Source organism: Gammaproteobacteria bacterium (assembly GCA_030949385.1).
Lineage (GTDB): Bacteria > Pseudomonadota > Gammaproteobacteria > JAUZRS01 > JAUZRS01 > JAUZRS01.
The window spans coordinates 196,997-209,492 of the sequence record JAUZSP010000001.1; the positions used below are offsets into that span (position 1 = coordinate 196,997).

14 protein-coding genes are annotated in these 12,496 nt (G+C 51.1%); 9 read left to right on the top strand and 5 right to left on the bottom strand.

Annotated elements, in window-relative coordinates; genetic code table 11:
* Positions 1 to 684 (top strand): response regulator transcription factor, encoded by a 684-nt coding sequence (locus tag Q9O24_00900; GenBank protein ID MDQ7073731.1) that lies wholly within the window; start codon positions 1 to 3, stop codon positions 682 to 684.
* On the top strand, positions 674 to 2,017 hold the full coding sequence (locus tag Q9O24_00905) for an ATP-binding protein (protein ID MDQ7073732.1): 1,344 nt from the start codon (positions 674 to 676) through the stop codon (positions 2,015 to 2,017). The genes Q9O24_00900 and Q9O24_00905 overlap by 11 nt, the downstream gene beginning before the upstream one ends.
* A 7-nt stretch (positions 2,018 to 2,024) precedes the next feature.
* Here Q9O24_00905 and Q9O24_00910 read toward each other — a convergent pair whose 3' ends face one another.
* The gene (locus tag Q9O24_00910; protein ID MDQ7073733.1) at positions 2,025 to 5,465 is read right to left on the bottom strand and encodes a PilC/PilY family type IV pilus protein; all 3,441 of its coding nucleotides are present in this window, start codon (positions 5,463 to 5,465) and stop codon (positions 2,025 to 2,027) included.
* A 57-nt stretch (positions 5,466 to 5,522) separates the two neighbouring features.
* On the opposite strand from Q9O24_00910, the gene Q9O24_00915 reads away from it, so the two are divergent.
* Positions 5,523 to 6,464, top strand: coding sequence for a DMT family transporter (locus tag Q9O24_00915; protein ID MDQ7073734.1), 942 nt, complete (start codon positions 5,523 to 5,525; stop codon positions 6,462 to 6,464).
* A 10-nt stretch (positions 6,465 to 6,474) separates the two neighbouring features.
* Here the strand turns inward: Q9O24_00915 and Q9O24_00920 are convergent, their stop codons facing one another.
* Positions 6,475 to 6,798, bottom strand: coding sequence for a helix-turn-helix domain-containing protein (locus Q9O24_00920; GenBank protein MDQ7073735.1), 324 nt, complete (start codon positions 6,796 to 6,798; stop codon positions 6,475 to 6,477).
* 140 nt (positions 6,799 to 6,938) lie between these two features.
* Between Q9O24_00920 and Q9O24_00925 the strand changes: the two genes are divergently transcribed.
* From Q9O24_00925 to Q9O24_00935, 3 genes are read left to right on the top strand one after another with little or no spacing between them, the layout of a single operon-like run.
* Positions 6,939 to 7,271 (top strand): hypothetical protein, encoded by a 333-nt coding sequence (locus Q9O24_00925; GenBank protein ID MDQ7073736.1) that lies wholly within the window; start codon positions 6,939 to 6,941, stop codon positions 7,269 to 7,271.
* Positions 7,268 to 7,414, top strand: coding sequence for a hypothetical protein (locus tag Q9O24_00930; protein MDQ7073737.1), 147 nt, complete (start codon positions 7,268 to 7,270; stop codon positions 7,412 to 7,414). Before Q9O24_00925 ends, Q9O24_00930 begins: the two co-directional genes overlap by 4 nt.
* Positions 7,390 to 7,887 carry a class I SAM-dependent methyltransferase gene (locus Q9O24_00935; protein ID MDQ7073738.1) on the top strand — a complete coding sequence of 166 codons (498 nt, stop codon included), beginning with the start codon at positions 7,390 to 7,392 and terminating at the stop codon, positions 7,885 to 7,887. The genes Q9O24_00930 and Q9O24_00935 overlap by 25 nt, the downstream gene beginning before the upstream one ends.
* Here the strand turns inward: Q9O24_00935 and Q9O24_00940 are convergent.
* Both Q9O24_00940 and Q9O24_00945 read right to left on the bottom strand, forming a co-directional pair.
* Positions 7,884 to 8,204, bottom strand: coding sequence for a type II toxin-antitoxin system PemK/MazF family toxin (locus Q9O24_00940; protein ID MDQ7073739.1), 321 nt, complete (start codon positions 8,202 to 8,204; stop codon positions 7,884 to 7,886). The two genes, Q9O24_00935 and Q9O24_00940, sit on opposite strands and share 4 nt — an antisense overlap.
* Positions 8,201 to 8,455, bottom strand: a complete 255-nt coding sequence (locus Q9O24_00945; GenBank protein ID MDQ7073740.1) for an AbrB/MazE/SpoVT family DNA-binding domain-containing protein — start codon at positions 8,453 to 8,455, stop codon at positions 8,201 to 8,203. Before Q9O24_00945 ends, Q9O24_00940 begins: the two co-directional genes overlap by 4 nt.
* A gap of 154 nt (positions 8,456 to 8,609) precedes the next feature.
* On the opposite strand from Q9O24_00945, the gene Q9O24_00950 reads away from it, so the two are divergent.
* From Q9O24_00950 to Q9O24_00960, 3 genes are read left to right on the top strand one after another with little or no spacing between them, the layout of a single operon-like run.
* Complete coding sequence (locus Q9O24_00950) at positions 8,610 to 8,861, top strand: type II toxin-antitoxin system prevent-host-death family antitoxin (protein MDQ7073741.1); 252 nt, start codon at positions 8,610 to 8,612, stop codon at positions 8,859 to 8,861.
* Positions 8,858 to 9,118, top strand: a complete 261-nt coding sequence (locus Q9O24_00955; GenBank protein ID MDQ7073742.1) for a Txe/YoeB family addiction module toxin — start codon at positions 8,858 to 8,860, stop codon at positions 9,116 to 9,118. The genes Q9O24_00950 and Q9O24_00955 overlap by 4 nt, the downstream gene beginning before the upstream one ends.
* Before the next feature lie 48 nt (positions 9,119 to 9,166).
* Positions 9,167 to 10,171 carry a cysteine synthase A gene (locus Q9O24_00960; GenBank protein MDQ7073743.1) on the top strand — a complete coding sequence of 335 codons (1,005 nt, stop codon included), beginning with the start codon at positions 9,167 to 9,169 and terminating at the stop codon, positions 10,169 to 10,171.
* Positions 10,172 to 10,192: 21 nt separating this feature from the next.
* Here the strand turns inward: Q9O24_00960 and Q9O24_00965 are convergent, their stop codons facing one another.
* The gene (locus tag Q9O24_00965) at positions 10,193 to 12,367 is read right to left on the bottom strand and encodes a LysM peptidoglycan-binding domain-containing protein (GenBank protein ID MDQ7073744.1); all 2,175 of its coding nucleotides are present in this window, start codon (positions 12,365 to 12,367) and stop codon (positions 10,193 to 10,195) included.
* Between the last annotated feature and the right edge of the window lie 129 nt (positions 12,368 to 12,496).

Genomic DNA, 12,496 nt, shown 5'->3' on the forward strand with positions numbered 1-12,496 from the left:
ATGCGCGTTCTCATCGTCGAAGACGACACCACCCTCGCCAGCCAACTGCAAAGCCAACTATCACAACGTGGATTTGTCACCGATCTGGCTCACGATGGCGAAGAGGGGCTGTTTTATGCCCTCGAATCGCCGCTGGACATCGCCATCGTTGACCTCGGCCTACCGAAACTCTCCGGCATCGAACTGATCAAGACCGCCCGCGCCAAAGGCAAAAACTACCCCATCTTGATCCTCACCGCCCGCGACCGCTGGCAAGACAAAGTGGAAGGCCTGGAAGCGGGCGGCGACGACTACCTCGCCAAACCCTTTCACCCAGAGGAGCTGCTGGCACGGCTCAACGCCCTGCTGCGCCGTGCCGGGCGCTGGACACAAGCTCAACTCCACTGCGGGCCTGTGACCCTGGACACCGGCAGCCAGCAGGTTTTCCTCCACCAGCAACCACTGGAGCTGACCAGCTACGAATTCAAACTGCTGGAATATTTGATGCTGCACGCCGGAGAAACCCTCTCCAAAAGCCGCCTCACAGAACACCTCTACGACGACGAACGCGACAGCAACGTCATCGAAGTCTTTATTCGACGTTTGCGGAAAAAACTCGACCCTGATGGCAACCTGAACCCCATTGAAACCCAACGCGGACAAGGCTACCGTTTCAGCCTAGCGCGCCACAACGATGCCCCTTAAACACTCACCCTCTCACTCCCTGAAACGTCGTCTTCTGAGCAGCAATCTCATCTTACTTCTCAGTTTTGTCCTACTCACGGGGCTGGCGCTGGAACAAGCGGTGGTGCAGTACGCCCAACAAGCGCAAGAGGAAAAACTGCGCGGTCTGATTTACGGTCTGCTGGGTGCCACGGAGCTGAACGAACAAGGACAGCTCATAATTTTTAATAACGAACTGCCGGATCGAAACCTGCTCACACCCTCCTCGGGGTTTTATGCCGCCATTTTTAACCAACAAAAACAACTCGTCTGGCAATCCCCTTCCCTGTTGCAACCCGCACAGATAAAACAGAGCAGCGCCGTGGGTAAGTGGCAGTTTGAAAAAACAGCCGGGCTGTTCACCCTGCAATTTGGGGTCAGTTGGCTACACAACGACGCTGAACACCGTTTCACTCTGCTGATGCAGCAAGAGAGCAAAGACTTTGAACACCTCCGCCAACAATTCAGACAGACCTTATTCTTATGGCTGGGATTTTTTTCTCTGCTGCTGATGCTGTTGCAGTGGCGACTGCTGAACTGGGGGCTAAAACCCCTAAGCCAACTCAGTTTGGAACTCACCGCGATTAAAAAGGGCGAACAACCACAGATCGAAAAACAGTACCCACAAGAAGTACAGCCCCTCACCGACGGCATCAATACCCTTATAAAACAGCAACAGCAGCAGCACAATCGCTATCGACACGCCCTAGCCAACCTCGCTCACAGCCTAAAAACCCCGCTGGCGGTGCTGCGCGGCATCGGCATTGAGCGCGTTTTACAACCAGAAAATCAGCGGCGTTTAGATGAACAAGTCAAACGTATGAATCAGATCGTCGGCTACCAACTGCAAAAAGCCGCCACCGCAGGCAGACAAGGGCTGCATCAAAAGGAAGCTCTGCTGCCGGTTTTACAGCAACTCAGCCGGGTGCTGACCAAAGTCTATGCCGACAAACAGATCCTCTTCAGCCTGCCCACTGAAAACGACCTAACCCTTTCAATGGAAAAGGGCGATTTGATGGAGCTGTTGGGCAATCTGCTCGATAACGCCTGCAAACATTGCCAACAACAGGTCTCCGTTAGTTTCAATATCGAAGCGAAAAAAATCAGCCTGCACATTGATGACGACGGCGCAGGGTTTCCAGAGGGCAAAGAGAAAATCTTATTGCAACGGGGCGTGAGAGCCGACCGTCGTCAGGAAGGCCAAGGCATCGGCTTGGCGGTGGCGGAAGAGATTGTATTGGCTTATGAGGGTTCGATTGAATTGGAAAGCGCCCCACTGGGGGGCGCACGGGTGACGATTCAGCTGCATCCGTAAAAAGTTCTCAATACCGCTCATGCCAATAGGTATTAATAAACCCCTCCTCACCCGGATCATCAATCACCTCACTGCCCACCAGCGGTGTGCGTCCTTCCGATGTCAACACCATCTGCACCGCCGGAGGAATACCCCAGCCCCGCAGATTTTTTTTCCGATCTTCACGACTGAGCAGCGCTCCAGAGGAGGCCAAAGCAGCAACCGGCGCACCGTTACCGACATTCAAATAATAGAGCGAACCATTGCCAGCCCGAGGCTGACAAGAGACCACCTCATCTGGATTGGGTGGCGTGTAACTGGTCATTAACGCCACTCCCGAAACAACCAACGGCTGCGCCAACACTTTTTCCCCCTCTCGACTGCCCTCACCGCTAAGCAGGCGAATGTACCAACCGGATTTTGCCGCCAAGGCCGTTTGTGCCTCCACCCGCTGCACCGTTGTGCCTTCTGCAATCAGGTTGTCTGTGGTATCAAACAGCTCCGCTTCTGTCAGAGTCCGGTACTCTTCTGGTGGTTGGTAGATATGATAATCACGCAACATATAAACGCGATCCTCCACCTCCGTATTCAACGGATGAGCGCGATACCCCGAGCCGATCAGCACAGCCAAATAGGGGCTTTTACCCGGCTCCATCATCAATGAAATATCCGCTGGATGATAAAAACGACGGTTGCCCGAAACCGTTTGATTGGCCAAATCCGCAATGCGCCCACCGCTAATCTCGCCACTTTGTGCATCCAGATCAAAACGCCACACCTGCCCCGCCGTGTCGCCGACAAACAGACGATCCAACAGACCATCACCACTGACATCAATGGCGTTTATGTTTGACGGAATGCTGTTGCTCATCTGACTCAACACCAGATCTGCACGGGAGCCTAGCGGCCCTGCCCACCAGAGTCGTTCACCCGTCACGGCATCAACAATGTAAATGGCTCGACCTTGTGCGTCCGGGCTTTGGGTGCGATTTTGATCTTGTTGCGGATCGTAACCACCGGCAAAAATCAGCACTGAACGCTCGCTGTTTTGCCAACGAATGTTACCCAGCACCGGATCAGACCAGCTCTGCCCCAACTCGACAAAATCCCCTTCGCCGCCTTTCAAAACCCACTTCAGCGTTGGCGAATTTACATCCGTCACATCCAGAGCGTAATAATTTCGCCCCCCTCGGCGCATTCCCAAATAGATCGTCACCTTGTCACCCAAACTCGGCTCGATAATGCCGTTGTGATTCAGATCCAACACCCTCGGAATTACCGAACCATCTAAGCCGTAAGGGCGCTGCATGGAGGCCGTGTTTTTGTACAGCAGCGGTAGATTTTTCAACAGATCTTGTGGGATAAAAGCAAATCGCTCTTGACCGGTACGTTCATCGACGGCGTGCAAGTAACCGTCATTGCTGGAAAAAAACAGCACCCGCTCAGGTTCACTCTCGGTTCCACCGTACTGCACCAGCGCTGGTGAAGAGTGCAACGGATCGCCCAGCACTTTGGCTTCCGTCCCTCTAGCCCACTGCAAAACCTCTTCAGCACTGGGGTTGCGCACCGTGGCTGACATCTCCAGCCACGGCGATAAATTGGCGAGATTATCCTCATGCACTCGGTTCAAACGCGAAGGCAGATATTCATTGTCTGCCGCTGAAAAGCCGCTGTAGGTGTACACCTTACGTTCACTGGGCAGATTGGCCAACACACCGCCCAAGGTTACTTCACCGCCATCGGGAGCGTCACTGGAAGGCGTCCAAAAGCTGGTTGCGCCCTCCCGAAAACCACCACGCCGCTCATCAACAGCCAAGTCGCCATTTTTATCCACGATGCGGGCGCTGCCGGTGGAGAAGTCGAGCCGGTATTTTTTCACATTGCCATCCCAATGCGGCGCAGTGGCTGGTTTGAAGTTAGCAAAATAGAGGTCACTGCGATGGCGGGTACGCGAAAAAGCATTCACAGAGAGAGAAGGCGCAACAAAACTGCTGTTAACCGCCAAAATTTCATTGATAATCTGACTAAACGCCGTGATCAATCCCAAAGCATCATCGGCGGTAAAGTAGCTGCCATTGCCTTTGTCGGCGGTCTCTTGCAACAGCGCTTGATCACTCTGAAAACCGATGGTGTAGGTTGTTACGTTTTGATCCCCTTCCAAAGATGAAGATTGATCGTGGTTGGCCAAATATTGCGCTAACTCGTCCAGACATTCGCCGTCTTTTCCTTCATCGCTACCGGAACGAGACTGTAACTTTCGCTCATCGTTGTCGTCGTCATCTCGGTCGTCATCCTCATCACGATCATCATCTTCGTCTCGGTCATCTTCATCATCATGATCATGATCATCATCTTCGTCTCGGTCGTCGTCCTCATCATGATCATCGTCTTCGTCTCGGTCGTCGTCCTCATCATGATCATCGTCTTCGTCGTCTTCTCTGCGACCCGAACAACTGGTTTTACCCGTTGCTGCAAAAAAATCCGGCAACTCAGGTATTTTTTCGTTGGCATCGGTATCCGAAGTCGGCTCACCGTCCGTCAATAAAATGACAAAATTCTTTTGGCACTGCATCCTAATGGGCGACGAATACAACGATGAGTTACTCCCACGGCGGGAAGAGAGCACACTCGGCTCCGGCAACCAGTCATTGCCATACGAACTCAGACCGTAATCCACCGCATTGCCTCTAAAATAGAGCGCCGCTTCGTACAGAGCTTCCGACAACGGCGTTTCGCCTCCCGCTTGATAGGCGTTCAGACGCGCGATAAACGCCTCTCGCCCCGTGGCCACATCCTGCATCGCAAAGGAGGTCATCCCCCCTTCTCCATTACGATCAAAACGCATCAGAGCAACATTAATGTTGGTGCTGCTGTCCACCACATTGGCCACCACCTCTTTAACAATCTGCAAACGGCTGCGAGTGGTGGTGGCGCGTTGTTGTCGCCAGTTTAAAAAATTGGCCGCATAAAGGCTGTAACTGGCCCCCACAGAACGCCAATCCAGTGCTTGATCCCCATCCTGTTGACACTCAACAGGAGCCCTATTTTCATCATCAGAAAGACGTTGCCAGCGTTGCTGATTCTCCTGCCAATAAGCCAAACGATCCTGATAAAAACCACTGCTCTGAAGAGGCGCAGCAGAAGCTTGGCAACGGTTCGCCGTCTGCTCAAACCAACGCTCACTGTCACACTCGTCGGGCGCGGCGCCATCGGCGCTCCAATAAACTTTATCACTGGCAAAACAGCCGCTGTAGCGGGTCTCTGGATCGTATGGCACTTGTGTCTCCACCGCTGCATTCATGCTGCCGGAGGTGTCCACAATAAACAGCACATTGGGGTTCACCGAGCCACTGCCCTGATTCACCCCCACATAGATTTCCGTATCGTCTGCCACACTGACCAATGAGATCGAGACCCCAAGCAGGAAAAAGCCGCAAAAGTTCAGTGCCCGATTTGTTAGACTTCCCATCTTTTCCCACCTCAGCCACCGCCATCGTGGCCTTATCCATTAATGAAATTTCAAACCATGCAGAAAAAGGTAAGCACAGAACGTGACCGTTTTTGGAAAGGATTTATACTCGCCAGCCTTGGCACGGCGCTGTTTTCAGTAAAGTCGATTTTTATCAAGCTGGCCTATGCGGCGGGTTCTGACCCAGAATCGGTGCTGCTGCTGAGGATGCTGATCGCTGCGCCGTTCTTTTTTGTCATCGCGCTCTGGCAGTGGCGCAGCAATGTTCACTTTCGCCAAACGGCTCACGCAGGGCTGCTGATGAAGGTCATGTTGGTGGGGTTTATCGGTTATTACCTCGCCTCTCTGCTTGATCTGAAAGGTTTGGCGTTGATCTCGGCGCAGCTGGAGCGGATGCTGCTGTTCACCTATCCGATCATGGTGGCGATTTTGGGGTTTCTTTTTTTCAAACAACCGCTTTCCATAAAAATGGGCTTGGCGCTGCTTTTCTCTTATTTGGGGATCAGCCTGATTTACCAGCAAGAAGCCCGCTTTAGCGGCGCTGAAATCGCTTTGGGTACGCTGTTGGTACTGCTTTCAGCGCTGTCGTTTTCCTTTTATGTGCTCTTTAGTAAACAGTTGATTCAGAAACTGGGCAGCGTTCCTTTCACCAGCGTGGCGATGCTGTTTTCCACCCTGTTTATGCTGCTCCATTACGGATTGTTGATGGAGCATGAGGTGCTGATCAACAATGAAATTCTACTTTGGACGGTGTTGTTGGCGATTTTTAGCACCGTGGTGCCGAGTTTTATGATCTCCTCTGCCATCGGCCTCATCGGCCCAGCTCAAACGGGCATTGTCGGCACATTAGGACCCTTGGTAACGCTGGTTCTGGCCGTCACTTTTTTAGGCGAGCAGTTCACCTACTTTCACTTGGCTGGCTTTTGTTTGGTCGTGTTGGGGGTTTCTTTACTGACGTTGCGCTTTAAAAAAAGCACCACCAAGCGCAATGATCTGTAGAACCTTCCCACTAAAGATTTTTGCCAAACTCCGCCATCGCATTCAACACCTCTCTAAGGTTCTCACCCAGCTCGGTCAACTCATACTCCGTGGTCGGCGGCACAGTGGCATAGACCGTTCGAGTCAGCAGCCCTTTCTGTTCCAACATCCGCAAACGCGAGGTCAGCACTTTCGGGCTGATGCCCGTTAAAGCACGTTGAATCTGCGAGTAGCGCTTTTTACCTGGCAGCAGCTCTCGAATCACCAACGTTGTCCATTTGCCTTCGATAATTGCAGCGGTTTTTTTTACCGGACATTCATCGTCACACGGCTGTTCTTTCACTAAGCTATCCATAAAACTCCTTACTATCATTTTAGTAACTACTTCCAAAATGATAGTTACATGCTTAAAATCCAACCTCACATTAACACAAGGCGATAAAAATGAAAAAGACGACCTATCTGCTCTATCTGGTTGGAGCCATTTAAATTATCTTGGGTATTTTCCACCTCTTTTTACCCGAGTGGTTTTTACAAAACACCGGCCACAGCATTCCACAAGCAGACATTTATTACCCACTGGCCATGTTAGCCTCACGTTTTATCGCTTACGGCATCGCGTTTATTTACATTGCCAAAGAGCCGTTGAAATACATTGCTTGGATTCAATTTATGGTCTTAATTCAGCTGATTGATTTAGGCGCAGGCATCTTCTACACATTGACCGGTGTGATCAATATCGCCGATTCGGCTTTCCCCATGTTTAATGCCATCTGGATCAGCGCACTCTTACTTTTATGGATGCCAAAAAAGAACACCGCTGCATGATAACTTGGCTTAATACGCTTTACTTTCAGCTCCACATAAAACTGCTGGTTATGTTTAAACCGACCCTGCTGTTTGATAAAATAAATCAACTGGATTGGTATAAAAACACCTTGCAGCAGTGGGCTGTGCATCAGGAACCCTAACGGCTTACCTTGCCACATCTGGCAGCGTTGCAACGGGGATTGATGCCTCTGAAAAAATGATTCAATTGGCCAACGCCAAACACCCTGATCTCGATTTTCACGTTGCAGATGCGGTTGAGTTGCCTTTTGAAACAGGGACGTTTGATGCTGTTATTGCAGCATCTCTACTGAACATTGTCTCCGATCAAGAAAAAGTAATGGCGGAACTGGTTCGCAGCTGTAAAAAAGAGGGTTCCATCAGCGTTCTTGTGCCTTCGGCTCAGTTCAATGACAACGACTTACGATCACTGCAAGCCTCATTAGGCTCCAGTGGATTTTCAGCAGCGGCTATGAAGGCGTGGCATAAATTACCACCCAAAATGGCAGAGGATGACATTGTGTCGTTGTTTGAGCAGGCAGGGTTGACGAACATAACGACGGAATATTATTTACACGATATGGTTGTGTCTGTTGCTGGGATGAAGCGGTTTTAGTACTCGAACATCTCCTGCAAACACCGACAAAGTGCTCTCTGGGTTGCGGTATTAATCACCCCAAGCTGTTTTATCAGTCTGGATTTATCAACGGTTCTCATTTGATCCAGCAAGATTAAGCCACTTTTGCCCTGAAACGTGCAGCGAATCCGACTAGGAAATTCAAAACCCTTGCTGGTCATTGGCACCACCAGCACCGTTGAGAGGGCTGACATTTCGTTTGGGGTAAGTACCACGCAGGGTCGTGCTTTATTGATCTCTCTGCCTTTGGTCGGATTGAGACCAACAAGCCAGACATCAAAGCGTTTTACCGTCACCACTCCAGTTCATCATCCGTGGAAAGCGGCAGGTCTAACCACTCGCTATCAAGTTCCTCCTGCCCTTGAACGGCAATCACACCTTCTATTGCGGCTTGCCAGCCATCCCGAGCTTTTTTTTCTGGCCTGATCAAAAGCCCATCGCCAACCAACTCTAATTTAAGCTCTTTTCCTTTCAATTTCGCTTGTTCAATCAAGGGCTTAGGAATTCTGACTCCGTGCGAGTTACCGATTTTAATTAGATGTGCCACCTCATTAGCCTCTACGTCCTAAAAACACAAGTAACTATAATGTAATTACATTATTTATTCCAGACACCCATACAAGTCAGTTGACACAACTCATCACGCTCAACTAAAATACCTGTACGTTTTTAAGTACAATTCTTAAATTATGGAGCTGATTATGAACGCCATCAGTTACACCGCTGCACGCGCCAACTTAGCAAAAACAATGGAAAAAGTTTGTGCTGATCATGAGCCGGTCATTATCACCCGCAAAAGAGAGTCGCCGGTGGTGATGATTTCGCTGGACGATTACAAGGCGATGGAAGAGACCGCCTACCTGCTCCGCTCACCAGCCAACGCACGCCATTTACTTGAGTCCATTGCCCAGCTCGAAGCTGGAGAGGGAACTGAAAGAGAGCTGCTTAAATGAACCTTATTTTTTCCAAACAGGCTTGGGATGAATATTTACATTGGCAAAAAACAGACAAGGCAATTCTGAAACGAATCAATGCTCTGATTAAAGAGATCAAACGATCTCCCTTTGAAGGGGTAGGCAAACCCGAAGCACTCAAACATGGTTTGTCTGGATATTGGTCTCGACGGATCAACGATGAACATCGACTGGTTTACAAAGTGAGTGACCATCAACTGTTTCTTGCCCAGTTGCGTTATCACTATTCGTACTGAAAAACGGGTGTTGCACACTAAAAAAGCACCATCTCCTATACTCAAACCATGCACAACTCAAACAACATCCTAGACCACATCGGCAACACCCCTCTGCTGCGGCTCCACGGCGTTTCCGCACAAACGGGCTGTGAGATCTACGCCAAAGCGGAGTTCATGAACCCCGCAGGCTCAATCAAAGACCGCACCGCTTTGGGTCTGGTACGCGATGCAAAAGAGCGCGGCCAGCTCAACGCCGGAGGCACTTTGGTCGAAGGCACGGCAGGCAACACCGGCATCGGATTGGCGTTGGTCGGACACGCCTTGGGTTACAAGGTTGTGGTGGTGATGCCCGAAACCCAGAGCCAAGAGAAAATCGACACCCTCAAAGCCAACGGCGTTGAGTTGCATCTGGTCGCAGCACAACCCTACTCGCACCCCGACAATTTTATCCACATTGCACAACGGCTGGCCAAAGAGCTAAATCAGAGCCGAGCCGAAGGCGCACTCTGGATGAATCAATTTGATAATCTCGCCAATCGAGCCATCCATGCCCGCACCACTGGCGAAGAAATTTGGCAGCAGACCGAAGGCAAAGTAGACGCTTTTATCTGCTCCGTTGGCACTGGCGGTACCTTGGCTGGGGTGGGTGATTGCCTAAAACGACACAACCCCAACGTGGTAATTGCGCTGGCCGACCCGATGGGAGCCTGCCTCTATCATTATTATAAACACGGTGAATTGCGAGCCGAAGGCGACTCCATCACCGAAGGCATTGGCCAGATTAGAATCACCGCCAATTTACACAATGCCCTCATCGACGAAGCCTTTATGATCCCCGATGCCGAAGCGATCCCCTATCTGCATCAACTGGTACACGAGCAAGGCCTCTGCCTCGGCGGTTCCAGCGCCATCAACATTGCCGGAGCGGTGCGGCTGGCTAAAAAACTCGGGCGGGGAAAAACCATCATCACCCTGCTCGGAGACCACGGTTCACGTTACCAACAACGGCTCTACAATCGAGATTTTTTTAGAACAACAGAACATTCCCGTTGCCGACTGGCTTTGAATTAAAAACGGATACATCCCAACGCCTTACCGCTTAGCCTCCTGCAACGGTTCCACCTTATCATCCAACGCCCCCTGCAAACGCCGTTCAATCTTTGGAATCGTGATCGTCATGCCTGGGTGTACCGCGTTAAAATTTACATCAGGGTTGTATTGGCGCAGCAACCACAACGGCAATTTATAGGTGCGTTTGGCCAATCGCCAGAGCGAATCTCCACGCCGAATGGCGTGCTGCTCGGTGCTGCTGATGCGGAATTTTTGGAAATAATCGTCTTGCAAAGCGCGGTGATAGGCCAAGCGGCGTTTCTCAAAACGTGTTTTTGAAATACGTTTAAACAACAGCTTCACTTTTTTACCCACCACCAACGATTTTTTAGCCGACATGCGATTCAAACGCCGCAGCCGTTTCTGGCTCACCCCCAACCATTTAGCATAATGCCCCAAGGTCTCCGTTGCCTGCACCTCCACTCGATTGTCTGCCAAAACAGTGTAATCACTGGGGTCTTCACTGGCCACGCTGCGAACGGCTTCCTCTTCTACCGCCTCATTCATCACCTCACGCTGCAACTGCAACGACTCCGCCACCCGCTCCTGCTCTTCGACATTGGCCACCGCCGGAACATTTGCTGCTACCTGCACTAAAACCGGCAAAGCCGGTTCTGCAACGTCTTTCTCTACGGCTTTCACCTGCAACCACTGACCGACGACAATGCGATTGCGATTGCGCAACGAATTCATCGCCAACAACTGCGCATCTTGCAGCGCAAAACGTCGCGCAATTTTGCTCACCGTATCGCCACGCCGCACCCGATAACGCCCTTCGTGCGTCTCTGCTACCGATCGAGGCGTTGAGTGCATCGCCACCCGCATCGTGGTGGCGCGTTGCGGCCGAGAGAGCGGCAAGGTCAGACGTTGGCCAATACGGATAAAATTACGGCTGCTGAGGCCATTAGCCTCCATCAAATCCCGAACCTTAATGCGATAGCGACGAGCAATGGTGGAGAGCGCATCGCCACGACGCACCTTGTAATAACTGTCACGAATTTGTTCAGCAGAAAATAAATTCGTGTCCACGCTCGCCATCATGGCGCGATACGACTTGGCTTTTTCCGGCTCAGGCAGTTGCAAACGATAGCCCTTCGGGATGCGTTTATCGCCGCGCCAGACCACCGGCCTCAGAGCTAAGTTCATCCCTTTCAACGCCTTAAAATCGACCCCCAACTGGCTCGCCAACGTCTGAGCGTCTATGTAAGAAGGTACTGTTACTCTCGATCCCTCAACCTGAGGGCGACTGCGTTGCAGCTCACCAAAATAACGCACACGGTGTTTGAACACATGGCGAGCAGCAAGAAATTCGGTGTAAAAATTACGCGAAGCAAAACCAAACGAACCTCTGCCTTTTTTGTGCTTTTTAATGATCACCGCAATGTCATTGCTGCCGACTTTTTTCGCGGCACGTCGAATGCCCGAAGCGCCGTGATTGTAGGCGGTGATCGCCAACGGCCAACGACCGGTCAGCTCAAAATTATGTTTCAACAGCAGCGCAGCAGACTCTGTGGCGCGCACCGGATCACGACGTTCATCCACCACATGATCAATGCGCATGTACCGCCTTCCGGTAGAGCGCGTAAATTGCCACACACCCGCCGCCCCAACGCTGGAGTACGCTTTGGGATTAAAAGAAGACTCCACAAAGGGCAAAATCCACAACCCTTCTGGCACACCCTGCTTTTTCAGGGTCGCCTTCATAAACGATTCCCAGCGCCCAGAACGGATGATGGCTTGACGAAAATTATCCGCTTGTCCGCGCTGAAAACGGATGTTTTTCACCGCTTTTCGCAGAGTAGAAAATGTCGTTCCCTTTGGCCAAAGGGCAAAGACCTTCGCCTCTTCGGTACTGAGGTAACGCCCCCGCTTGCTGGCGATGTTTCGTAGCAGACGTTGATAGTGACGCTTACGGCTTTTCACCACTTTGGACTGCTGACGACGGCTCAGCCCCTTTTTAAAATGCACCTTGTCATACACCACATCCATATGTCGGCTGTCGTGAATAAACCCCGCCGTGGTTTCCAGCTCCGTATAAACCCGCGTCCAAAACTGCACCGCCGGTTGCAAGGAGGTGGCCTTAGGAAAATTCACCTCCTGTGAATTCACTCCCCCAGAAAACAGCAGTAACATTAATACAACAGCACGATAAGACATCCACACTCCCTGATGATTTAAATCTCGACACAGCGCCCATCATCGCACCACTATAAAGTGAACATGCTTACTAATTCCTGAATAAACAGAGTAAACTGACGCACCATGTCGAACTTGTTATCCTTACGC